The organism is Sphingobacterium sp. UBA7253 (genome assembly GCF_002472745.1).
Lineage (GTDB): Bacteria > Bacteroidota > Bacteroidia > Sphingobacteriales > Sphingobacteriaceae > Sphingobacterium > Sphingobacterium siyangense.
The window spans coordinates 92,722-116,213 of the sequence record NZ_DKSP01000119.1; the positions used below are offsets into that span (position 1 = coordinate 92,722).

General features: G+C 40.0%; 20 protein-coding genes. 8 read left to right on the forward strand and 12 right to left on the reverse strand.

Going from position 1 to position 23,492, the window contains the following annotated elements; genetic code table 11:
- Positions 1 to 62: 62 nt before the first annotated feature.
- The 4 genes from B2X72_RS11950 to gpmI form a co-directional block, all read right to left on the reverse strand.
- A complete protein-coding gene (locus B2X72_RS11950) occupies positions 63 to 2,357 on the reverse strand; it encodes a TonB-dependent receptor (RefSeq protein WP_286849704.1) in 2,295 nt (764 codons plus the stop codon).
- Between the two features lie 161 nt (positions 2,358 to 2,518).
- Complete coding sequence (locus B2X72_RS11955) at positions 2,519 to 2,833, reverse strand: hypothetical protein (protein ID WP_286710409.1); 315 nt, start codon at positions 2,831 to 2,833, stop codon at positions 2,519 to 2,521.
- A 213-nt stretch (positions 2,834 to 3,046) separates the two neighbouring features.
- Positions 3,047 to 3,634 (reverse strand): hypothetical protein, encoded by a 588-nt coding sequence (locus tag B2X72_RS11960; RefSeq protein ID WP_115047437.1) that lies wholly within the window; start codon positions 3,632 to 3,634, stop codon positions 3,047 to 3,049.
- A complete protein-coding gene (gene gpmI, locus B2X72_RS11965; protein ID WP_286849706.1) occupies positions 3,615 to 5,147 on the reverse strand; it encodes a 2,3-bisphosphoglycerate-independent phosphoglycerate mutase in 1,533 nt (510 codons plus the stop codon). The genes B2X72_RS11960 and gpmI overlap by 20 nt, the downstream gene beginning before the upstream one ends.
- 173 nt (positions 5,148 to 5,320) lie before the next feature.
- On the opposite strand from gpmI, the gene B2X72_RS11970 reads away from it, so the two are divergent.
- From B2X72_RS11970 to B2X72_RS11985, 4 genes are all read left to right on the forward strand, one after another.
- The gene (locus B2X72_RS11970) at positions 5,321 to 5,779 is read left to right on the forward strand and encodes a DUF4783 domain-containing protein (RefSeq protein ID WP_157698559.1); all 459 of its coding nucleotides are present in this window, start codon (positions 5,321 to 5,323) and stop codon (positions 5,777 to 5,779) included.
- Positions 5,780 to 5,856: 77 nt separating this feature from the next.
- Positions 5,857 to 6,714 carry a carboxylating nicotinate-nucleotide diphosphorylase gene (nadC, locus tag B2X72_RS11975; protein ID WP_070563656.1) on the forward strand — a complete coding sequence of 286 codons (858 nt, stop codon included), beginning with the start codon at positions 5,857 to 5,859 and terminating at the stop codon, positions 6,712 to 6,714.
- A gap of 15 nt (positions 6,715 to 6,729) precedes the next feature.
- Positions 6,730 to 7,380 (forward strand): glycerol-3-phosphate 1-O-acyltransferase PlsY, encoded by a 651-nt coding sequence (plsY, locus tag B2X72_RS11980; RefSeq protein WP_046674998.1) that lies wholly within the window; start codon positions 6,730 to 6,732, stop codon positions 7,378 to 7,380.
- Between the two features lie 125 nt (positions 7,381 to 7,505).
- Positions 7,506 to 8,318 (forward strand): M48 family metallopeptidase, encoded by an 813-nt coding sequence (locus B2X72_RS11985; protein WP_286770133.1) that lies wholly within the window; start codon positions 7,506 to 7,508, stop codon positions 8,316 to 8,318.
- A 76-nt stretch (positions 8,319 to 8,394) separates the two neighbouring features.
- Here the strand turns inward: B2X72_RS11985 and B2X72_RS11990 are convergent, their stop codons facing one another.
- Positions 8,395 to 8,871, reverse strand: coding sequence for a hypothetical protein (locus B2X72_RS11990; protein WP_286770134.1), 477 nt, complete (start codon positions 8,869 to 8,871; stop codon positions 8,395 to 8,397).
- Positions 8,872 to 9,335: 464 nt separating this feature from the next.
- On the opposite strand from B2X72_RS11990, the gene B2X72_RS11995 reads away from it, so the two are divergent.
- Positions 9,336 to 12,644, forward strand: coding sequence for a TonB-dependent receptor (locus tag B2X72_RS11995; RefSeq protein WP_286849708.1), 3,309 nt, complete (start codon positions 9,336 to 9,338; stop codon positions 12,642 to 12,644).
- 232 nt (positions 12,645 to 12,876) lie between these two features.
- Here the strand turns inward: B2X72_RS11995 and B2X72_RS12000 are convergent, their stop codons facing one another.
- The 7 genes from B2X72_RS12000 to B2X72_RS12030 form a co-directional block, all read right to left on the reverse strand.
- Positions 12,877 to 13,416 (reverse strand): transposase, encoded by a 540-nt coding sequence (locus B2X72_RS12000; protein WP_070563643.1) that lies wholly within the window; start codon positions 13,414 to 13,416, stop codon positions 12,877 to 12,879.
- A 282-nt stretch (positions 13,417 to 13,698) separates the two neighbouring features.
- Positions 13,699 to 14,550, reverse strand: a complete 852-nt coding sequence (locus B2X72_RS12005; RefSeq protein WP_070563637.1) for an IS3 family transposase — start codon at positions 14,548 to 14,550, stop codon at positions 13,699 to 13,701.
- Complete coding sequence (locus tag B2X72_RS12010) at positions 14,547 to 14,825, reverse strand: transposase (protein WP_070563634.1); 279 nt, start codon at positions 14,823 to 14,825, stop codon at positions 14,547 to 14,549. The genes B2X72_RS12005 and B2X72_RS12010 overlap by 4 nt, the downstream gene beginning before the upstream one ends.
- A 14-nt stretch (positions 14,826 to 14,839) precedes the next feature.
- Positions 14,840 to 15,121 carry a hypothetical protein gene (locus tag B2X72_RS12015; RefSeq protein WP_070563631.1) on the reverse strand — a complete coding sequence of 94 codons (282 nt, stop codon included), beginning with the start codon at positions 15,119 to 15,121 and terminating at the stop codon, positions 14,840 to 14,842.
- Between the two features lie 18 nt (positions 15,122 to 15,139).
- The gene (locus B2X72_RS12020; protein WP_070563628.1) at positions 15,140 to 15,472 is read right to left on the reverse strand and encodes an IS110 family transposase; all 333 of its coding nucleotides are present in this window, start codon (positions 15,470 to 15,472) and stop codon (positions 15,140 to 15,142) included.
- 381 nt (positions 15,473 to 15,853) lie between these two features.
- Positions 15,854 to 16,516 carry a hypothetical protein gene (locus B2X72_RS12025; RefSeq protein WP_070566651.1) on the reverse strand — a complete coding sequence of 221 codons (663 nt, stop codon included), beginning with the start codon at positions 16,514 to 16,516 and terminating at the stop codon, positions 15,854 to 15,856.
- 45 nt (positions 16,517 to 16,561) lie between these two features.
- Positions 16,562 to 17,110 carry a hypothetical protein gene (locus tag B2X72_RS12030; protein WP_070566649.1) on the reverse strand — a complete coding sequence of 183 codons (549 nt, stop codon included), beginning with the start codon at positions 17,108 to 17,110 and terminating at the stop codon, positions 16,562 to 16,564.
- Positions 17,111 to 17,722: 612 nt separating this feature from the next.
- On the opposite strand from B2X72_RS12030, the gene B2X72_RS12035 reads away from it, so the two are divergent.
- From B2X72_RS12035 to B2X72_RS12045, 3 genes are all read left to right on the forward strand, one after another.
- Positions 17,723 to 18,097, forward strand: coding sequence for a hypothetical protein (locus B2X72_RS12035; protein ID WP_070566647.1), 375 nt, complete (start codon positions 17,723 to 17,725; stop codon positions 18,095 to 18,097).
- Between the two features lie 152 nt (positions 18,098 to 18,249).
- Positions 18,250 to 20,265 carry a TlpA family protein disulfide reductase gene (locus B2X72_RS12040; protein WP_159333226.1) on the forward strand — a complete coding sequence of 672 codons (2,016 nt, stop codon included), beginning with the start codon at positions 18,250 to 18,252 and terminating at the stop codon, positions 20,263 to 20,265.
- Positions 20,266 to 20,267: 2 nt separating this feature from the next.
- Positions 20,268 to 23,489: a SusC/RagA family TonB-linked outer membrane protein gene (locus B2X72_RS12045; RefSeq protein ID WP_070567077.1), complete on the forward strand. Its 3,222-nt coding sequence runs from the start codon at positions 20,268 to 20,270 to the stop codon at positions 23,487 to 23,489.
- Positions 23,490 to 23,492 lie beyond the last annotated feature (3 nt).

The following is a 23,492-nucleotide window of genomic DNA, read 5'->3' on the forward strand; positions in this document are numbered from 1 at the left end:
TCCCGCCTTTTTCTATTTTACTGTGTACTAATCTTAATCGACTCGTTTGTGCTAAGCTAAATTTACTTTATGCGCAATGGCATATACACACCGAAGGTGATGTTTCTTCCCATGTTATAGACACCAAAGCTCGTGTCTTCCTGTGAAAGACGTCCTGGGCGCAATCGGCTCAGTGCATCGTAATAACGTTTGTTGGTCAAGTTTGAAGCTGCTGCAAATACTTTGAGCTGTTGCGATCCGAGATGTAATGTTGTACCGATCCCTGCGTTCAATAAGGAATACGAGTTTGCTGGGGTTTCGTAGGTTTCATCAATGCGGTTCTGTTTGAAATAATTGTCCAGACCCACAGAAACGTAGAAAGCATTCAAGCCGCTAATCTTAGGCTCAAGCCGCAATGTATTGTGAACAACACCAGCTGGAATCAATGCAAGCGGTCTGTTAAATGTATTGTTCTGTGCATGGGTATAGCTAAATGTATTATCCAGGTGTATCCAGTTCAACAAATGAAAATTTAGGCTTCCTTCGACACCGTAAAGATTGGCGTTGACCTGGCCATAGCGGTATACGTCGTAGGTATGCGAATCGCCATCTTCACCCACCACAGTTTTGGTATCGCCTTTTGTTGTTGAGGCATAAATAAAATTGTGGATATAGTTTTCATAGATTCCGATACTTCCGGTAACGATGCTATGTCCAAACTCCAGCGTTGCATCCGCTTGGTAGCTTCGTTCAGGTTTCAGGTTTTCATTTCCCACTTCATAGCGGTAAGTCCCTTCGTGCACCCCGTTTGAGCCGAGTTCAGCGGGATTAGGGGCTCTAAATGCCGAACCCGCATTTGCTTTGAAATTGAGGTCTTCGCTGAAAATATGGGTATATCCAAGCGCTCCGCTCACATTGCTGAAACTATTTTTAAAACCGGCGAACTGCTCTTCGTCTTCAATAAAGAGCTGTTTGCCTTTGTTGTTGACGTAGTCATAGCGTAATCCGACGTTAAAGGTATTTTCGCCCCAGGTTTTCTTTGCATAGCCAAAAGCGCCCAATTCCAACTGATCATAGGCCGGAATTAAGAATTCAACACCTTTATTTAGACTATGCTCCTGGCTAGCACTAATGCCAAATACATGTTGCCAGCCATTTTTTTCACTTAACGAATATTTTGCGTCAAGTGAATACGTATTCAGGTCAAAGAATAAGGAAGGCGTTGCTTCTTCAAGTTCCCGACGTTGATTTTTTTGATAGCCCAGATCAAGTTTTAAACTACCGGAACCGATGACAAAGTTATTGTTAAGAGCCAGTTTGTAATGACGGATGTCCTGCTTGGGGAAGTCCAAGGTACGGCTTTTTGAGTTGATGTAAAGCGGGTCACCAGGTTCGGCATCGTAAAAGCCGATATTATTTTTCAGGTACGAAAAATTCAGATGAGAGTAGCCCCATTGCTTGTTCAGCCCGAGCATACCACTGAAATTACTGTTGTTAAAACCACTATTGCCATATCGGCCTGCTGGTGTATTATACGAATAGGCATTTTGATAAGAACCACGGCCCCGCCATACAAAGCCATTTTCATTACCGGTAAGCATAACCGAACTATTGGTTAATCCGTTGTTGGTGGAGTAGCTGCTCAGTACCTCACCTTTAATTTGCCCAGCTGTAGGAACATTTGGTTCAAGCACATTGATTACACCGCCAATAGCATCAGAGCCGTACATCAGAGAGGCTGCACCACGTAAAACCTCCACGCGATCCGGTTGATTTTGATCGATCTCGATACCATGTTCATCACCCCATTGCTGTCCCATCTGTTTAACACCATCACTCACGGTGACGACTCGATTATAACCGAGTCCCCGTATAACAGGTTTTGAAATACCTTGTCCTGTTGTGATCTGGCTTAGCCCGGGAACTTGTCGGGCTAATGCATCAATCAGGTTCGTTGCATTTCCCTGCAGTTCATCTTTGGAAATGACAGCTACTGAGGTACTGTTGCGACGGCTCTGTGAGGTGACCAATGTGCCCGTAACGACGACTTCATTGGTTTCAATAATACTTTCTGTTAGGGCGAAATCAAGGGAAAGATTTTCCGAAGTGAGATCGACGGCCTTAACAACGGACTGATAGCCCAAGAAACGGACTTCAACCAAATAGCGTCCACTTGAAGGAAGTGATTTGAAGCTGTAGTGACCCTGTTGGTCTGATGCGGTGCTCGAACGAAGCTGTTGCAGCGCTATTGTAGCGCCAGCAATGGGAAGATTCGTTTTCGCATCCGTTATTTTACCGCTGATTGTTGCGGCGAGAGCTGGAAATATGGAGAAATAAGTGGCAAGCATAAAAATGCAGCCTATAATTTTAAGTTTCATCTGTACGAATAATTTTTACGTATATAACATCAAGCAAGACAGCAGCTCAATAACTCATCGTATGAATTCTTGAGACTGTCGAGTTCTAAAAACTTGTATGAAGTCGTTTGTCGCAATAATGAGAAGAGTATATGAATGACATTATCGGACTTATGTAAAAATTAAGCGATGGGGGGACCACGATTGCCAGAAAGCAGTGATCGAATAATTTGATCTCCCGTGATAAACAGTCCAAATTCAACCTGCTGTGTCGGAAGTATTAATTCGTGCAGCGTAAAATGGAAAAGAATTTGTGGGTGTGAGTTTTGATCACAAATGGAGCACTTGGGATGATCCGTGTGGTGTTTTTTTGCAGGACTGTCTACGATACTGAGTGTAGTTTGCGTATGCGCATGGGTATACACAATGAACTGACCAATTAAGAAGGTCAATAAGAGCATTAATGCTGCGAATTTGTTCAATGAGATACCTTTCACGCTAAAACCACTACGTTTAAACCCACGTTTTCTCTTGAGTTATTTTGTTAATCAGATCAAAGGTAAGGAAAATATAATACAAAGCAATTGTGTTGCATTTATTATTTTGAACCGATTATCGAAAAGATGTGATAGGGGATACCCGTCGGAACAAAAAAAAAAGTGTCTATCCAAAGATTAGATAGACACTTTGCATATGATCGATAAGGTTGTTTATTTTTTGGAAGGAATAAACTTGCCTTCAATTTCATATTGATTGGCATCCAAGCCTTGGACATCTTGAAATTTGACAATGCGATAAAGCGAGTCCGTATAATAGTCTAATTTTTCTTGACTATCGTATAAGGTATTTGTTATCTTTTTATCGATATGGATGTGTTTTACCTTTTCGTTGTTATCAAACTCGATGCGTAACTTTTGTATTTGTAGTTCTTTCTTTTTAGCTGTAAATTCTGTTACACAGTCTACAGCTTTAACTTCATACAGTGATGGATCGAAGTTTTTGCTGATGTCGGCAGCTTGAAAGGCGGAAAGTTCATTTTTCCAGTTGCTAATTTTCAGTTCCTTTTGTTCTTTTTCTCCATCTTTGTTGACAGATTTTAGAACCGAGGGGTTGAGTTGCTGCAGGCGATTGACCTCGGCAGTAAAGAATGAATCAACAGAAAATATGTCTGAAGATTTTTGAGGACCTTTTGTCGCGGATGGAGACCCACAGCTCCAAAAAAGCAGCGCACTGCCCATAACAAGGGAAAGTGCTCTGCCACTATTTATAAGTAAATTATTATTCTGATACCAATACATTTCCTGTCATTTCAACGGGGATATTGACGCCTAAAAGCTGTAAGACGGTTGGGGCAATATCACCTAATTTACCATCTGCTATTTTCTTATACTGATCGTCAATCAAGATACATGGAACCAAATTGGTTGTATGTGCCGTATTTGGCGATCCATCTTCATTGACCATAAACTCGGAGTTACCGTGGTCGGCCAAAATAATAAAGGAGTAACCATTTTTAAGGCCTGTCTCAACAACCGTTTTTGTACATTGATCAACAGTTTCCACTGCTTTTATAACAGCCTCAAAAACACCCGTGTGACCTACCATGTCAGGATTCGCAAAATTCAGGCAGATAAAATCAGGTTGAAGTGTTTCCATATCGTTGACAATAGCTTCAGTAATTCCTTGAGCAGACATCTCCGGTTGAAGATCGTAGGTCGCTACTTTTGGAGATGGAACCAACAAGCGGTTTTCACCTTCAAACTGTTGTTCACGACCTCCTGAAAAGAAAAATGTCACGTGCGGATATTTCTCTGTTTCGGCAATACGCGTTTGTGTTTTATGATTTGCTTCCAACACTTCACCCAAGGTATTGGTCAAGTTATCTTTTTGGAATACCACTCTGACATTTTGGAATGTTTCATCGTAAGAGGTCATTGTCACATAATATAGATCTAATGGTTGTAGATCATATTCTGGAAATGCCTTTTGTGTCAATGCAATTGTAATCTCGCGGCCACGATCTGTTCTGAAGTTGTAACAGAATACAACATCACCTTCTTGGATTGTTGCCACTGGCGCACCGTTTGCATCTACCAATGCAATTGGTTTCACAAATTCATCGGTTACACCTTCGTCGTATGATTTTTGGATCGATGCAACAAGGTCATTGGATTTTTCACCTTCCGCTTTTACCAAAAGATCGTATGCTAATTTTACACGTTCCCATCTGTTGTCGCGGTCCATTGCATAATATCGGCCTATTGCAGAGGCAAAAGTACCTGTTGTCGTCTTTAAATAGTCTTGTAAGTCTCTAACATAACCAATGCCGGAGTTTGGATCCGTATCACGGCCATCTAAAAATGCATGTATAAAAACTTGGTCACTTGTCAAGCCGGCCTGTTTTGCAGCATCACATAAGCCTTTTAAGTGCTTTGTATGTGCGTGTACACCACCATCAGAAAGTAATCCGATTAAATGTACCTTTTTGTTATTTTCCAATGCATATTTAAATGCGTCTTGAATAATAGGGTCCGAATTGAATACACCGTCATTGACAGCTTTGTGAATACGACCCAATTCTTGATAGACGATTCTTCCGGCGCCAAGATTCATGTGACCAACCTCCGAGTTACCCATCTGTCCGGCAGGTAAGCCTACAGCTTCACCCGAAGCCTCTAAGCTCGAGTTTGGATAAGCTTCTAATAAATGATCTAAAAATGGTGTGTTTGCAGCTTCAACTGCATTTGATTTATCATGTTTTCCATATCCTAGTCCGTCTAGGATCATGAGTGCAACTTTTTTCTTATTCATCGTATAACAAAGATAATCTTAATTTTAGAATCTATCAACGCATCTTAAAAAGTTCCCTTGTTAATCCCTAATAATTTTATAGGTTTGTGGCATAATTTATGTTCGGTAAAAAAACGGAGCTACCTAATGATTGATATGGATGATAGAAGCTGTTCTATAATATGTTGAGCTATATGAAATTTTTAAGCTATTGCGCATTTATACTTATTAATAGTCTTTTTGTACACACTGCGGCCTTCGGGCATTATTTAAGAGAAGTAAATACAGTGGTAAAGGTAGCTTTGCCAGGTGATGATGATTCTTTAGGAAGTATTTCAGAGGAACTGAAATCGTATTTGAAAGAAGGTAATGCAAAAAATATGGCCAAGTATTTCGGCTCAAACTTAACCTTATCTATTTTGGGGGAGAATGGCGTATACACAAAGTATCAGTCAGAAATCATGTTGGCGGCATTTTTTAATCAGCATAAACCCAAGACTGTTAAATTGACGCAAGCCAGCAATGCGAACAATGGCTATCAATATTTTACATTTACATTAGCTACAGAACAAACAAACTATCGTGTCTTTATTAAGATCGGCGTAGGAAATAATAACCATTCGATTGAAGAGCTAAGAATCGACAAAAATTAAAGCTAGCGATGCTTTTTTTATAAATCTATTTTTCGATTAAAAAATTATTCCACATCTTAGCCCAATAAATAGTATTTATGGAGAAGGAAATCAAGGACTATCTGGCCCAGTTTGTAAAACAGGCTGTCGCGGAAGATTTGGGCGATGGTGATCATACCTCACTTTCTACGATTGAGGCTGGGGCGCAAGGTGAAGCCAAATTGATTGTTAAGGATAATGGTATTTTAGCAGGGGTTGAAGTCGCACAGGCGATTATTGCTTATATTGGCGATACGTTGGCCTGTGAGGTGTTTATCCAGGATGGAAGTCAGGTTAAAGTAGGTGATATTGCTTTTTATGTGAGGGGAAATATCCAAAGTATTTTGCTGGCAGAGCGTTTGGTGCTGAATGTCATGCAGCGTATGAGCGGCATTGCGACAACTACCCGAAAATATGTAGACCTTCTCAAAGGTACAGATACGAAAGTTTTGGATACACGGAAAACCACACCCTTATTGCGTGTATTGGAGAAAGAGGCCGTTCGTATAGGAGGTGGAACCAATCATCGTTTTGGTCTTTTTGATATGATTTTAATTAAGGACAATCATGTGGACTATAGTGGTGGTATTGTGCCGGCGCTAAAACGTGCAAATGATTACAGAAAGAACCTAAATAAACCAATAGAAATAGAAATTGAAGTCCGAAATTTTGCGGAGCTTGATGAAGTTCTTAACTTTGGCGAAGTGGACCGAATCATGTTAGATAATTTTTCGCCGCAGGATGTAGCCAAAGCTGTTCAGCTAATTGACCATCGATTCAAGACAGAGGCCTCTGGGGGAATAACTTTCGACACGATCCGATCGTATGCGGAGGCTGGGGTAGATTATATTTCAGTAGGCGCTTTAACACATAGTGTAAAGAGCTTGGATCTTAGTCTGAAAGCCAAATTAATATAAGAACTGATTTAATTAATGATATCGATTTATTTAGTAACTGCAGTATTACTAGCTTATTTGTTTGGTTCCATACCTACAGCAGTTTGGTTGGGACAGGCATTTTATGGGGTAGATGTTCGTGAGTATGGTAGCGGTAATGCTGGGGCGACTAACACCTTTCGCGTATTGGGCCCTAAAGCGGGATCGATCGTGATGTTTGTAGATATATTTAAAGGCTGGACAGCAACAAACCTGGCTTATTTAATAGAACTGGGGCAAAATACCAGCGATGTCCAATTTGTCAACTTTCAGTTGGCACTTGGCGTTATTGCGGTATTAGGACATTTGTTTCCTGTATTTGCAGGGTTTCGAGGTGGAAAAGGGGTGGCAACCCTGTGTGGTATGATCCTCGCTATACATACACCTGCCGCTTTGGTCTGTGTTTCAGTGTTTATCATCATCCTGCTGACCACACATTATGTTTCATTGGGATCCATTTCAGCGGGATTTGCATTTCCCTTTAGTTTGGCCTTTATTTTTAAAACAACCATACCCTCTGTGCTGCTTTACGGCATAGCCATCTGTATTCTGTTGTTAATTACCCACCAAAAGAATATTGAGCGCCTGTTAAAGGGGCACGAATCCAAGATTTATCTCTTCAAGAAAAAGGCTAAGGAAAAAGAATAGGCACAATAATTGTATTTGCTAAGTACGATTTAATAATTATTGTGAAATATCCATGTGGGAAGAGCGGAAACGCGATTATCTTTCGCTTTGAAACTCCATATGGCCCTTGAAATAAAATATAAACTATGAACGGAATGTTTAAGTATTCAGCTATGGTATTAGCGTGTGTAACACTGGCATCGGGGTTGTCAGGTTGCGCAACTTCAGCTGTTACCGGGAAAAAATATTTAAAATTGGTCAGTGCTGATCAAGTGAACCAACAGGCTGCATTGGCTTATAAAGATTTTTTATCGAAGAATAGCGCAAAAGTAGTAACCGGAACTGCAGATGCAGCCATGGTGAAACGTGTTGGCAATAAGCTGGCTACTGCGGTTAACCAATATTTGCAAAGCACCGGTCGTGCCAACCAATTTAACTTCAATTGGGAATTCAACTTAGTAAGGAGTGATGATGTGAACGCATGGTGTATGCCTGGTGGTAAAGTGGCAGTTTATACCGGAATTTTGCCTGTTACACGTACCGAAGCCGGACTTGCCACAGTAATGGGGCATGAGATAGCCCATGCCATTGAGGAGCATTCCGTAGCGCAGGCTTCGAATCAGATTGCTTTACAATTGGGCGGACAGATTTTAGGTTCCGCAGCCGGCGTATCTGGCAACAGTACCCTTGGAGTTTTTAACAATCTGTATGGTTTAGGTGGAAACCTGGCGCAATTGAAATTTTCAAGAAGCGATGAATCTGATGCGGATGCAGCAGGTTTGATTATTATGGCTTTGGCAGGTTATAATCCAAATGAGGCTGTAGATTTCTGGAAACGTATGGCATCGGGTAGTCAAAAAGGGCAGCCAGAGTTTTTGAGTACGCACCCGAGTGATGAGCGACGGATTGCGGATATTCAGAAATTGATTCCAAACGCAATGAAATATTATAAAAAATAAAGAATCAATACAATAGAAAAAGCGGAGTATGCACCTAGCATACTCCGCTTTTTTATAAGCGTTATTTATGGCTATATTATACGCCGGCAAAAGCATCACTAATGCCGAGTACGACACCAACGACTAGTCCCATAAAATTAAAAGCGATGGTGATGATGACTATGATGCCAATAAACTTATAATGTTTTTTGAGTGCATCTAAGCACAACTCCAATTGGATGCTATCGCGATTCTCGATTGCTTTTTTTGCTTTTGATCCAAAATTATACAGGAAATAGATGGGAAGGCAAAAGAAAGCAAGAAAGAGCAGGTAGAGGACACCGAATGTGGATAAGGCCCCCGCTGTGACATATTCGTCTGCACCGAGTGACAATGCACTTGCGCCAAAGATCAGGCTGACCATGGTGATGGCCGAGATGCCTATGAAAATAAAACAGACGATGGCCAAAAAATTGGCCCATTTGGCTGCTGAAGCTAAAAAAGCGAGTCCTGCAGGAGACAGTTTAAGGTCTGCAGGTTCTAGAAAAGAAGAATTTTGAATACCGTCTTCCATGAAGCATAAATTATTAGGTGCGCGAATTTCTGAAAAGTTCTCGGTTTTTGAAACATTTTTTATATAAACCATCACGTCTATACAATCGTTTTGATTTTTTCGATCAGCATAGGTTATAGTGGCTCAAATTCGACAAGAAACTGAGTTGTTTAATAAAAGTCTCGATTGACAGGAAATTAGTTAAAAATTTTCAAAAAGTTAAATTCCGATTGGAAGAATGTTGTTACAAAAAAAAATCCAGAATTGATGTGGAAAACTATTTTTGATCCGATAATTAGAATGTAAATGCTGGTTTAAAACATCTTACAACGTTTTTTGTCGTGATAAATTATAGGTTGATGTCTGATTTTTGGTGTGGATTTCATGAAAAGGGTGTGGTTTAGTGTGTTAAGTTTATATTAAGTCCTTTGTAATTTGAAATCTCTTAGTAATTTTGCTTAACATTTTTTAACAAATCACATTATATGAAAAGATCTTTACTCTTTTTCGCTCTTGTTATGGCTAGTTATGGTGCTGTACAAGCTCAGGTTACAACAAGTAGCGTTACAGGTATTGTAAAAGAGGCTAATGGCAGTGTAACTTCGGGTGCAACTATCAAAGCTACACACGTTCCATCGGGAACAGTTTACTCCGGTTCTTCAAATTCAGCCGGTCGCTTTAACCTACCAGCGATGCGTGTTGGGGGACCTTATAAGGTTGAAGTTACCTATGTAGGACAACAACCAGTTGTATATGAAGATGTTTATTTGCAATTAGGTGAGCCTTTCGTGGTAAATCCTGTTTTCGGCGATTCAGCGACTAATCTTGAAGAAGTAGTTGTTACAAGAGCTGGAGTTTTAAAAGGAGAGCGAAATGGAGCATCTACCATTGTTGGGCGTCGTCAGATCGAAAATTTGCCTACAATTACTAGAAGTGTAAATGATTTAACCCGTTTAACTCCGCAGGCTAATGGGACTGCTATTGGTGGGGGAAATTACCGTGCCAATAATTTCACTGTTGACGGAGCGAATTTCAATAACCAATTTGGTATTGGCCAAAATATTCCAGCAAATGGATCTCCAATTTCTATTGACGCGATAGAGCAGATCTCAGTGAATGTAACTCCTTTTGATGTTCGCCAATCAGGTTTTACAGGAGCGTCTATTAATGCTGTAACACGTTCTGGTCGTAACGATTTCTTTGGCTCAGCTTTTTATAGTGGTCGTTCTGATAAACAACAAGGAACTCGTGTAAATGATGTGGTGTTTACACCTAATGATCTAAGTGTAAAACAGTATGGTGTAAGTTTAGGTGGTCCAATTATTAAAAACAAGTTATTCTTCTTTGTGAATGTTGAACAATTGAAGCAAACTGAACCAGGGCCGACCAAAGTTGCTTCTGTAAAAGAATCAGACTATGGAACTACAAGTTATTTTGCAAGACCTACAGTTGCTTTTATGGATGAAGTGAGCAATTATTTGAAAAATACTTACGGTTATGATCCTGGTGCTTACCAAGGATATTCTTCGAAAAGTAATAATGATAAGATTTTTGCTCGTATCGACTGGAACATTGCTGATAATCACAAAATCAATTTTAGATACAACCAAGTTAAAGGGAAATCTCCTTCTAATTTGAGTTCTTCATTTAGTGGTTCTAATATTGATACAAAAGTGTATCCAATGAGTAGAACTGGAAATAATGCTTTAAGTTTTCAAAACTCGAATTATTTTCAAGAAACAAACTTATATTCCGCGACAGCCGAATATAATGGAAAGATTGGTAATTTGAATCATTCTGCTCGTCTCTCTTATGTGAACCAAGATGAGCCTAGAAGTGTCTCGGGAAGTGTATTTCCTTTAGTAGATATACGTGATGGTATTGCTGGTACTGGTGGTAATATACTTACCTCTTTTGGAACAGATCCGTTTACGTACGGAAATCTTCGCTCGGTCAAAACTTGGACTGCAAATTATGACGCTAACTATACCTTGAACGATCATTACTTTACTGGAGGTCTTCAGTTTGAGACATCGCGTACTGTAAACGGATTCCAACGTTTTGGTGCTGGTTACTATATGTATAACTCTTGGGAAGATTTTACTGGTGGCAAACCTGCTGTAAACTATGCGCTGACTTATCCGTTGACGGCAGATGGCTCACAGGCTATGCCAAGCTTCAAGTTTAACCAATGGTCACTTTATCTGCAAGATCAGTTTACAGTAAATGAAAAATTGAAATTGACAGGGGGGATCCGCTTAGAGCTTCCAACATATCCTGATGTATCGGAAATGAAAACTCATCCACTGTTGCAGAGCTTAGAATTTGCTAACGGACTTCATCTAAATACAGGTGCGATGCCTAAAACAAGAGTAATGGTATCTCCGCGTTTTGGATTTAATTATGATGTTAATGGTGATCGTTCATTTATTGTTCGTGGAGGTACAGGAGTATTTACTGGTCGAATTCCTTTTGTTTGGATCGTTGCTCAATCAGGAGATTCTGGTATGCTTCAATATACAAAGACTTATGCTGCTGGCGATGCAAATATGCCATCATTTAGCCCAGATATTAAAGCAAACTACCCTGCCACGCCTGATGCAGCAGGAACTTCATTGCCCGGAAATATGTCAGCGATGGATGTTAACCTTAAATTTCCTTCAACTTGGAAATCAAGTGTAGCTGTTGATTACAAGTTACCTTGGGGAGTAGTGGGTACAGTAGAGGCTATCTATAATAAAGATATTAATGCTGTAGTTGCAAAAAATGTAAACTTGGTTGATCCGACGGCAATGAATATCGCTGGATATGGAGATACTAGATTTATTTTCCCGAATGCAAACGCAGATAAATACCTATATACAATTGACTCAAAAGGACAACCTGTTAAAGGATCTACAGGACAATTTATTCCAACGTACATGACCAATGCGAAAGGTGGACATTATTATTCGGTAACTGCTCAATTGCAAAAAGGCTTCGATAAAGGATTTTCCGGAATGGTTGCATACACTTATAGTGGAGCTAAAAATTACGGTGATGGAGCTGGAGATCAAATTCAAAACCTATGGTCTATTCCTCTTCAAGCAAACGGTAACTCCAATAATCCCGAACTGGGATATACTACCAATATTGTTCCTCATCGTTTAATGGGATCTGTGACTTACACCAACAATTGGATTGGTAAATTGAACACTTCGATGACATTATTCTATAGTGGAAGCTCAATGGGTAGATTCTCTTACTATTATGGTTCTGATTTTAATCGTGATGGTCAAAATAATGACTTAATCTACATCCCGAAAGATGCTTCAGAATTGAAATTTATTGATATAGCGGCTGGTAACAGTAACTATGGTAAGAAAGCATACACTGCGCAGGAGCAATCCGACATATTTTGGAGCTTAGTGGATGGCGATAAGTACCTTAGCGAGCACAAAGGAAAGTATGTTGAACGTAATGGCGCTGTTGCACCATGGAGACACCAGTTTGACTTCCATTTGTCACAAGAAGTATTTAGAGGAATCGGTGGCGGAAATAATTCATTAGAATTCTTCTGGGATGTGATGAATATTGGTAACCTATTTAATTCTTCTTGGGGTACTTATAAAATTAATAACAATATTTTATTGACTCCAAAAAATATTGATAAAGTAGCAGCAAATGGCACTACAGTTCCAACATTTAACTTGGGCTATGCAAATGGCGATGTAATAAAAGAGTTGAATCGACCGAACGAATCGATCTCTTCAACTTATTATATGCAGTTTGGTGTTAAATTTAAATTTAACTAAGCATAATATATAGTAAATTAATCTACGACACCCCAAAAGCTTGATGATAGCTTTTGGGGTGTTTTTTTTCGATTGCAAAAAGTGCTCGAATTAGGGGGGTATTGCAAATTAAAGGTAGTGTAAACTGAACTGTGTCACATCACTCCTTTTAGGGTTCGTGCTCAGAGGCTGAAAGCCTCGAGTGCGACCCCTAAAACGAGTTGCCGAAGGCTTTAATTCTATCCCCAAATTTCTATATAACCAACATTAATATACTGTTAAGTAACTTATTGAAAAACAAACTCACTGGCACTGATATCTGATTTTTTCGTAGTGTTTCTAAATAGAGCGTCTTCTCAACTGGAAGATATGCTTGCTTTTTTGTTAACATGTTATAAATAATGACTGCTAGCTTTCTGGCTGTAGCTGTAATTGCAGCAACTCTACCGTTTCTTAAAGCGATTCGTTTAAAAAAATAATTTAGATACCCCTCCTTTTTATTGCCAATTGAGTTTGCGGCATGTCGGAGCGCATCTGCCAGCTTATTTTTACCCGACTGAGTTCTTTTAGAAATTATTTTGCCTCCAGTTTTCTTGTTGTTGGGTGCCAGGTGAAGCCAACTCGTAAAGTGTTTAGCCGTAGGAAACGAACTTAAGTCTGTTCCGACTTCTGATAGAATGGTTAATATGGTTCCCTTTCCAATCCCTTCTATCTTTGAAAGATCCACTCCGGCACTCATTTGATAGCTTAATTGAGCTAAATCAATATTTATTTCATTTTTGGTAAGCGTCAACTTTTTAGCAGAAGGGTAGTAAGGTCTCGCTTCGCCATCTTTTCTCTCATTTTCCTCGATTCTTTGTTCAAGTTGTTTTTTATCTCAACATCGCATTCTTGAATTTTTTTCTGAAGATATTGATAGAGCTCATAACTTTGTTTAAGTTCAAATATATACTCTTCACGCCAGTCTCCTGTCAATGCTAATGCAATTTCGTTCTTGCACTTTTTGACCCTATTGTGTGCGAGATTTATGATACTCCCTATTTGCTGGACAACTTTTTACTAAACTAAGATATAATTACGATACATTTTTAATTTCCTTACAGAACTTTTCATCGGGTGTTATCCGTCCTAAAGATTTGTGCCTTCTTTCAGTGTTGTAAAATGATACGTACTCTTTAATGTGCCGGTACAGATCCACACCTCCATTGGGTGGATTGAGGTATATCTTCTCTCTTTTAAGGGATCCCCAGAATCTTTCGATGTAGATATTGTCCAGTGCTCTACCTTTGCCGTCCATTGATATCTTAACCTCATTTTTCTGTAAGGCTTTCACAAAAACTTCAGATGTAAACTGAGATCCCTGATCGGTGTTGAATATCTCGGGCTTACCATGAGTTTGGATCGTATCGACCAACACATCCCTGCACCATTCGGCATTCATCGTATTGGATACGTCCCAGCCCATTATCTTTCTGCTGTATACATCTATGATAGCAAACATATACATAAAGCCTTTAAACATTGGTATGTACGTGATATCTGCCTGCCATACCTGAGCAGGCCTTTCGATCTTAAGGTTCCTGAGTAGGTACGGAAATTTATAGTCCGCCTTATTTGCTTTACTCAAGTTCTTTTTAGGATGTATAGTTTTCAGATTCATGAGCTTGTACAGCCTACGAACGCGCTTATACCCCACTAAATAACCTAGATCTTGTCTTAAATAATCTGTCATGCGCTCTACCCCGTAGAATGGACAGTCTAGGAACTTACGATCTATCGCATTCATAACCTGTAGGTTGAACAGCGATTCCCTCTTGGGTTTAAAATAATAACTACTACGGGGTAACTCTATAACCTTACACTGTCTGTAAACGCTCATTTTCTTATAGGATGGGCAAACAAGCCCACGTTTCTCTTCTAAGCTCATTTGCCCAATACTTTTTTTAAGAAATCCACCTGTATCTGTAACTCCCCAATCTTGGAGTATAGTTCCTTTTCCTTGGAATCGTCTTTTGAAGAAGACTTCTCCGTGGTAAAAACACATTCTGCATTATCCAAAAACTCCCGTTTCCAAGTGTTGATCTGGGTTGGGTGTAACTCATATTTAACCGCCAGCTCTTGGATAGACTGCTGCTCTTTGATGGCTTCTATGGCTACCTTAGCCTTAAAGCTTGCACTGAATTTCCTGCGTTCTTTTTTCATTTCCAACTGCTAATTTAAACATTTATGCAGTTGTCCAGTATTGGGGTAGTATGATAATTTGCCAATTTCTGAGGGTTGCGTTCCCCTTCCAAAATAGCTTCGATGATTGCTTTTCCAGAAAGACCAACTACATCCGCTAATACAGAATCTAAACGGACATTTGTAATACGAAGAGATTTTTGTATTTTATTGATATACCCAGAAGAATCCAGAATCAGGGAGCTACGATGTCGACAATATTGTCTGAGTGTTTCTGTGTATAGATCTGGAATAAAACTGCCTTCAAGCATTCCCATACTATGCAACTTTTGTATCTATTGACAATCCAGAACATCTGTCTTTTTCCCTTTTACATTTTTAGTAAATTTTCCATTGACCAATATTGGATTCAATCCATTAGCCTGAAGTAAGATAAACAGAGGTTTAAAATAACTACCTGTACTCTCAAGGGCAACTGTTGTGATATGATTGCTCTTTAGCCAGTCGCACAATTCCTGTAGATCTTTGGTGTAACAACCAAATTCCCGAACTCCATCCTCATTCTGGTTTACACATACAAAATGAGACTTACTGCCAACGTCAATCCCTGCGGCCATAGGATTAACAATAGGCATTTTTTCGTAATCGTTTACTTTAATTTTCCTCATAACTGTTAGTTTTTAAACAGATATCAACAGGTGGAGTTTTCAACTTTTATCTTTCTATACGGGATATAAATTCACCAATTATTGTTTCAGGCGCTCCTAGTGTAAGGAACTTCTCCAACCCAACCAGATTAATGTACGAACTTTTGATGTATCAGTTTTGGGAACCGGCCTTAGCTGATTTCTGCACCGGTAAATTTAACAGTTATTTTGCTTTTGTTAAAGGGAGGCCCCCTATCTCTTATTGATGTATCAGTTTTGGGAACCGGCCTTAGCTGATTTCTGCTCCGGTAAATTTAACAGTTATTTTGCTTTTGTTAAAGGGATGCCCCCTATCTCTTATTAATATATTTTTGTTGAGTTCTTGACCAATCTGTATCTAGTTTAAATATCCTCCTTATATAACAACCACTTCTCAGCTGTTTTAGGTAGTTTTCTGTATGGTAGTAGTTTTGGCTTTTTGCGTTTATTGGTCAGAGTTGTGATGGCGCGCGAAACAAGGATAGGACGGAAGGACTCAGGAAGTTGTATCTCTGCGGATTGAGCTTTCGCTAATAAGTCTTGGTATAGTTTATAACCTGTGATTCCCTCTTTAAAATAATCGTTCCTCAGCCAATCTTCTAGTATGCTTAAGACCAGATCCTGGTCTTCGGCAGAGACGTCATAATCTGGATCTACTGGAATGGAATAGGACTCGATCACGGTTGACTTTTTGTTAAAGCTACCCGTTCCTTTAAATTTAATGGTTTTCTTACCGGTCTTCTTATTTTCTATTTCTGTTTTCGTCGCATATATCTTAATTGTAGCCTCTTCAAAAGAGTCCTTGAAAAACATATCTTTGGGTACTTTTCCCAAGACCCGAACATAGAAATTAGTGTGATTGATATCGTAGGCAGCATCGGTCGTTAGGTCTTCATTTGCTTGGACCTCTTTGAGATCCTTGCCGATCAGAAATGCAAATTCCTCCTGTGTGTAGCCTTCGGCTTCACGGTGCATTCGAACTGTAGTATTGAGCTCGTAGGAAAGTGTAGGTATGGTAATCGGCATATAAAAATGATAGAACTCAAATTTAAGAAATAAAGAGCAAAAGACTCAATCCTCTTTCAATTCCATGTTGCGGATAAAGCGGATAAGTTTCTCTTTCTTTTCGTCAGCGTCATTCAGTTGAATTTTTAGTATTTTTCCCTCTATGTATAAACTTTCTAAAGAAGATGAAATATCTGAATCTGCTTTTTTGTCTTCTTCGGATAAAAAAGAGTTATAATAAGAGGTGATTTCAGCACGTAGACGCGGGGTATCAAAATAGCCATCCTGTATAAGTGAATTAAGTGCAGCTTTAATGCTCATCTTTTTCAGAATGGGTATTCTAGTTTTTTCTATTAGTTGATCATCATTTAGCAGTTTATTAGGTAAAATATCCTGCATAGTTAATCCGAAATGGTTTAAAGCTTTTTTCGTGAGCTCAGGAGAGTATTTCTCATTATTATATTCACTTTCAATACCGCCAACCCTTGTAGGATTTGTTTCGTCTGTAATAATCCGAGAAAACTCTCTTCCTGATATTTCCTCTTCAAGATAGAGAACTCTAAATGTGTCTATAATGTGTTGAGCAAACGCTGTAATTTTCCCTTTTGGTTTCATTACAGCTAATACCGTTAAAATTTACAAAATCAAATGTTATGTTAAATTTGCATTTTATTAAAAAAGTATTTATATTTGTTTTATTAATAGAAGATTTAAAGTCTTCATTGGTGTTTAAATTGAAAGTCTTGCGGCTATATTTTCTGAGGACGCAACGCAGGGCAGCAGTATAAACACTCACATTTTACTATTATGTGTATATTTGTACACATGTGGTAGATGTGGGTCTGCTGTAAACCCGTGTTGTGTAAAGCCTCAGAAACTTGTATATAGCCACGGTCTGCAGCCCCACATGTATCGCATCGCACTGCTGATCCACAAGACTCGTTACCAATAAAACGAGTTATGAACAAAAAACAACAATCAAAGAACATCATCACAGCCCCCGAGTAGCTCGGCTGGTTAGGCCAAATTAGATTTGGCTTCTCTTTGCCATGGACCACGTAACGCCAATATTATATACCTTGTGACCCCTCATTCAAACGTAGTCTGGCTCCCAATGAATTAATTATTACAAATGTGAACTGAGTAACATCAGGCTCCCAATAAAAAGCTGATTTCGATCGGAGAGGGGATGCTATGTACTTTCGGTTACGATTGACTTACTGAAAAATGAACAGGATTTTAGCGCTACAATTTGCTTTTGACTGGATGATTTATGATGTCCATAAGGTCGATTACACCCCTATAAAGGAGATTGAGGCATTCTGGAATCATTATGCCTTAGATGCAATTTCTGCTAATATTATCCAGCTATTGAGTACTTATCTTGATAGTGGCATAGGAGAAAATAGGCTCCTGAAAGATGAGGAAATGCAGGAATTTGCAACCGCATTGTATAGGGTGTTGATAGCTTATTGTATCGTCAATCATCGCCATATAGACCTGCGTAAAATGCAGCTGTCAGCAGAAGCTGAAGAGCGCATCGGAAAAGATCTAGAATTGAGCAAGAAAGTCGCTGAGTTTTTCAGTAGGTTATCGAAATAACCGCCAACAAAAAAATTATGAATATCCTACAATTACTAGCCTTTTTTAAGGGCTATATAACTTATATATTTCAAATACCTGTGAAGCACTACTTAAGCACAGATATAGTACTAATTACGCAAAATTTGCGTAAGAAAATTAGACAAGGAAAAATGTACTTTAAAGGTACTTCGATCCTGCTAAAAAAGCGCTGTAAAATTAGCGCTCAAAACCGAATAAAAAAAGCAGATTCTTCGAGCAGCCTTCGGGTTTTGTTTGAGGATCATTCGACACTGCGTCGTACCAACGTCGCCTCTTCTTCGGGAACGATTCGACTGTTGTTCGACTGCGCTTCGGGTACGAGTCGAAGCGTAGTCGAAGGCCTGCCGAAGCCCAGTCGAAGCGGTGCCGAACATGTCTCGAACATGTCCCGAAGAAGTCTCGAAGCTGAGCCGAAGGCTACCCGACAAAGGGGAGAGGTATCACCTTCTTCGGACTTTCGCCTGATCAACTTCGCCCCAGCTTCTGCCTTTCATGCTATCGGCATCGAGTTTTCATCGGGATCTCATCGGGCTACACCGATAAAAACCCGATGCGGACTCGATGAAAATCCGATGAAATCTAAAAATTCGGCTGGAATTGCTCAAAAGATGGTCGAAGATTTTCAGCAGGTCGGAAATGCTAGATTGACTTATGAAGTAAAATCTGAACGATCTGTTTTAAGGTGTTTTAATTCGATCTGTGGGGTCTTAATGTATCGAGCTAATACTTTGCTTGTTTTGATGTATTTTGTTGCTCTGCGGGTTTTAAAATGCTTTTCATTTACTGAAGGTTATAAGTGCGCATATCGCATGGTCTTGAAGAACATAAGAGCTCTTGCCGCATTAGCTCTTATGTTTCATATGTTTAGTTTATCGGCTCAGACGCCCCGCAAGGACAGCGGGGCCGATGGGCTATCCGAGATCAAAGCGCTTGCAATAGGGGATACCATTCCTGAGAGCTTGTGGAATCTCGAAATGCCTGTTTTTAACGATAGCAAAGGTCGGTCAACAATTTCTCTTAGTGATTATAAAGATAATAAACTGATTATTGTAGATTTTTGGGCTACTTGGTGTACCAATTGCCTCGAAAGCTTTCCTAAATTGGATCAGTTGAAGGCCACTTTCAAAAGCGATTTTGACGTGCTGCTGGTCAACTGCAAACGAACGCGCGACGATCAGGCACGAATAGACAAGGTGCTCAAAAAATATAAAGATTCTTATCAGCTCAATGTTCAGTTTCCGTATCTCATCGGAGATACTGTATTCAATGCTCTATTTCCGCATCGTGGGATACCGCATGTCGTGTGGATCGGAAACGACCGTGTCGTCAAAGCAATTACGTACACAACCGAGCTTCAGGAGTCCAATGTCCGCCAGATTTTGGATGGCACGAAAGCGAATTTCTATATGAAGGACGATTTTAAGTATAAAGTCCAAGATAGTGTATCTACGGATACGCTCAAATTATTCTCCTCTTACCTGAGCAAACGTAGAGAGGGGATTCGGGAAATGGGGGTGCAGATAAAGGAAAGGGGGAAGGAAAAGGAATTTACATTTCTTAATACATCAGTGGCCATACGCATTTATGAATATCTCAGCGAATCAGGACATCGTATAGACCGTAACCTCTGGGTATTTGATAACAATGTGGGGAAAGAAATCCGTAGGAAACTCAAGACTCCTCAGCGCTACATGGATGAATATTGCTACTTTTTGCGTTACCCAAAGGATCGCTTAGATTTTGACCCGTACCGGAAAATGATCCATGATATTCAGGACAATTTTGGCGTCAGATGGGAAATCAGGAAAGAAGTGATCGACGTGTTGCGTATTGACTCTACGCCTAAAGTCTCACAATTCAAAACGAAGGGCCAAATACCTCTTGAAGCGCTTGATGCCTTGAATAACAAGAAGTTTTTTCAGAATTTGCCGCTCCGCAATAGCTTTCATGTGCTCTCTTGGTTGTTGAATAAACCTGTCTTGCTTGGCAATATTGAAACGATAAATGTCGATTTCGATCTACCGACAGATTTATTGGATTATACAGATGCACAGCTTTTGCAGTTGTTAGAGCAGCTTGGTGCAAAGATCACCATAGTGCCGCAGGAAGTGGAATATGTCTATTTCTCAGCAGATAGGGGGATATAGGCATGAAAACATTTTTATTAATGCTGTTATTCCTGATCATTTCAGGGGTAGCAAACTTCGCTATTGGACAGGATCTTATGTCTAAGATAGCGGGTAGGGTAATCAATAGCGAAAATAAAAAGCCTATTGAAGCTGCCTCGATTATCATTTTACGGGGCAATAGCAAAACAAAATCCGACCATGAAGGTCGGTTTTTGATCAGTGCAAATCATGGTGACAGTGTATTGGTTAGCCACATTGGCTATCATACGAAAACAATTTTATATAGATCTGGAACTTCAAGCCTGACGGTTATGTTGGTGCCTGTAGCTAATGTATTGGATGAAGTGATGGTCAGCTCAGGCTACCAGCAACTCCGTCCCAACGAAATGACAGGCTCTTTTCAGGTCTTGGATAAAAAGACACTTGACCAACAGGTGGGGATTAACATTCTTGACCGACTGAATAATCTGACCCCAGGATTCCGAAAGGGGACGTTCGAATTTCAGCCGAACCGCAATGAAAGGCTTAATATCTCGATTCGGGGACTTAGCACCATTGAGGCTTCTAAAGACCCCTTGATCGTACTTGATGGCTTTATTTATGAAGGAGATATCGATAACATCGATCCCAATAGTATTGCTTCTGTTACTGTGCTCAAGGATGCCGCAGCCACGTCAATATGGGGTGCCCGTGCGGGTAATGGTGTCATTGTACTAACCAGTATCAATGCTGCCAATAAATCGCAAAAGACAAGTGTCAGTATTTCGCATACCATCACGACTAAACGGATAACGGATTATAATAAGTTATATCAGCCAGCTAATTTGGACTATATCCAGGCCGAACAGGAGCTTTTCAATGCGGGCTACTATGACGGGAAGATCGAGCAGAGTCCATACCTCGCCCTAACGCCTGCAGCTGAAATTTTTCTGGCCCGTCGCAAGGGGCTGATTTCGGCGCAGGACTCTACAGTGATGATTGCCAAACTACTGACAATGGATGGTAAAGCTGCTTATAGGAATGCTTTTCTAAAGACTCCATTTTTACAGCAGTCTTTTGCAAATATCTCGGGGGCTTCTGACCTAATACGATATAATTTTGGGGTCGGCAATACGCTGGATCTTTCCGAAAATAAGGCTAAAGACAATAAGATCAATCTTTATCTGAACAATTCATTTCACTGGAATGATAAATTTGAGCTGAATCTCAACGTAAATTTCCTCACGCAGAAGCAGCGCAGCGGCACACCCGCATTTGACCTATTTAAATACGGCGGAAAGTATGTGCCATTTTTCGAATTTAGGAATGCTGAGGGTGAAGCATTGCCTTTTAATACAGGGTATCGAGGCAATTACCTCGATCAACTTTATGGGGACAAGCTGCTGGACTGGAATTATTATCCATTGCATGACTATGAGCTTGATCGCACGACAACACGGAAAAATGAACTGTATGCTATTGTGCAGGCTAAATATAATATAAGGCCTTATCTGTCAGCGAATCTATCTTACCAATATCAGACCCAGCGTAAAGCAACGGAAAGGATCGCACAGGTAGATAGTTATTATGCTCGGAATTTGATTAATATTTTTTCAAGTATTGACCCACAGTCGGGCTCGGTCGCACATCCGGTTCCTATGGGTGGAATCTATGACCTTAACAATGGGGATGTCAGTTCGTATACATGGAGGGGGCAGCTCAATTTTGACCGATCGTTCGGAGTTCATCATATCAATGCGATTTTAGGAGCTGAAATAAGAGAAGTATTATCAAAAGGTGCAACAAGTATTTCCTATGGTTATAGCGCTGATCCGATACGTACGAAAGTAGTAGATTACGCCAACTTTTATCCGACACTGCCTGCTGGAGGATTTTCCTCCATCCAGGGAAATGTTTCTCTGATGAAATCCGTGAATCGTTTTGTATCTCACTATGCAAATGTGGCCTATTTATATAAACAGCGCTATGGGCTCTCCGCCAGTATTCGTAAGGATGGAGCCAATGTTTTTGGTGTAAATACCAATGATAAGTATAATCCTTTCTGGTCAGTGGGTGCGAGCTGGCAGCTGAGCAAGGAAAAGTTTGCTGACTGGAAAGCGGTGAATGATCTGCAGCTCAGAGCTACTTATGGCTACAGTGGTAATATCGATCCTTCGCGAACACCCCTTCCTGTCACTGAAACAACCAGCGGACGGTATACCAATTATCCTGCTTTTGTGATCAGTACGTTGAATGATCCATCGTTGAGATGGGAAAAGGTGCGGACATTAAATTTGGGATTGCGGTTTGGACTGTTTAAAAGTAGAATAACGGGAAGCTTTGATTATTATGTGAAAAAGAGCACAGACCTCTATGGCAATTCATTGATCGATTACACCGTGTTTGGAAAGGCCAATACCACCGTGAAAAATAATGCGTCGATAAGAAGCCAGGGTGCGGAGTTGAACTTGACTGCCGAAGCGATCAGGACTCCGAATTTCAGCTGGCGGCCTGCCGTGCTTTTAAGCTTGAACAAAAATAAAGTGCTGGAATATTACAATAGGCAGTTTGGTCTGATCAATTTAGTGGGAAATGGCGCTAGTATTATACCAATAGTTGGTAGACCGCTCAATTCCATCGCTGCATTTAATTGGGGTGGCCTGAACGAACACGGCGATCCACAAGGGTTCTTGGTGGGTGAGCTGTCGACCGATTATCAAAAAATCAGAAATTCAACAGTAGGGGAAATAGGCGATAGTCAGACAATTGTATTTGTAGGCTCTTCTGTCCCACAGTTATTTGGAAATTTGATCAATACGTTTTCCTATAGGAATTTTGAACTATCATTTAACCTTTCCTTTAAAGCGAATTATTATTTCCGTAAGGAAGCAACCAACAGTGGCAACTTCTATACATATGGTAAAGCGTATTCAGATTACGATAGGAGATGGCAGTCTGCAGGGGACGAAAAATACACACAGGTGCCTCGGGTAAAGTATCCCATTGATGCCAATCGCGATGCTTTTTATCAGGGAAGCACAGTTAATGTGCTGAAAGGCGATCATGCTCGTTTGGAATATGTCAATCTCTCGTGGCGGAATCTGTGGCAGTTGGGCAGTAAAAAGTTAAATACCCGCTTGTTTCTCAATGCCAGTAATTTGGGATTGATCTGGAAAAGTAATAAAGAAGATGTTGATCCTGATTTTTCTGGGCGGTTAACACCTAATCCTACTTATTCCCTAGGGCTTAATGTCAATTTTTAAATA

Coding starts and splice junctions, on each gene's coding strand:
- B2X72_RS12020 (WP_070563628.1), bottom strand. CDS start 15,472: ATGAGGAAAATTAAAGTAAACGATTACGAAAAAATGCCTATTGTTAAT.
- B2X72_RS12005 (WP_070563637.1), bottom strand. CDS start 14,550: ATGAGCTTAGAAGAGAAACGTGGGCTTGTTTGCCCATCCTATAAGAAA.
- B2X72_RS11985 (WP_286770133.1), top strand. CDS start 7,506: ATGAACGGAATGTTTAAGTATTCAGCTATGGTATTAGCGTGTGTAACA.
- B2X72_RS11970 (WP_157698559.1), top strand. CDS start 5,321: ATGAAATTTTTAAGCTATTGCGCATTTATACTTATTAATAGTCTTTTT.
- B2X72_RS11995 (WP_286849708.1), top strand. CDS start 9,336: ATGAAAAGATCTTTACTCTTTTTCGCTCTTGTTATGGCTAGTTATGGT.
- B2X72_RS11960 (WP_115047437.1), bottom strand. CDS start 3,634: ATGTATTGGTATCAGAATAATAATTTACTTATAAATAGTGGCAGAGCA.
- plsY (WP_046674998.1), top strand. CDS start 6,730: ATGATATCGATTTATTTAGTAACTGCAGTATTACTAGCTTATTTGTTT.
- gpmI (WP_286849706.1), bottom strand. CDS start 5,147: ATGAATAAGAAAAAAGTTGCACTCATGATCCTAGACGGACTAGGATAT.
- B2X72_RS12015 (WP_070563631.1), bottom strand. CDS start 15,121: ATGGGAATGCTTGAAGGCAGTTTTATTCCAGATCTATACACAGAAACA.
- nadC (WP_070563656.1), top strand. CDS start 5,857: ATGGAGAAGGAAATCAAGGACTATCTGGCCCAGTTTGTAAAACAGGCT.
- B2X72_RS12030 (WP_070566649.1), bottom strand. CDS start 17,110: ATGAAACCAAAAGGGAAAATTACAGCGTTTGCTCAACACATTATAGAC.
- B2X72_RS12010 (WP_070563634.1), bottom strand. CDS start 14,825: ATGAAAAAAGAACGCAGGAAATTCAGTGCAAGCTTTAAGGCTAAGGTA.
- B2X72_RS11990 (WP_286770134.1), bottom strand. CDS start 8,871: ATGGAAGACGGTATTCAAAATTCTTCTTTTCTAGAACCTGCAGACCTT.
- B2X72_RS12025 (WP_070566651.1), bottom strand. CDS start 16,516: ATGCCGATTACCATACCTACACTTTCCTACGAGCTCAATACTACAGTT.
- B2X72_RS12035 (WP_070566647.1), top strand. CDS start 17,723: ATGAACAGGATTTTAGCGCTACAATTTGCTTTTGACTGGATGATTTAT.
- B2X72_RS12045 (WP_070567077.1), top strand. CDS start 20,268: ATGAAAACATTTTTATTAATGCTGTTATTCCTGATCATTTCAGGGGTA.
- B2X72_RS11950 (WP_286849704.1), bottom strand. CDS start 2,357: ATGAAACTTAAAATTATAGGCTGCATTTTTATGCTTGCCACTTATTTC.
- B2X72_RS12040 (WP_159333226.1), top strand. CDS start 18,250: ATGTACTTTAAAGGTACTTCGATCCTGCTAAAAAAGCGCTGTAAAATT.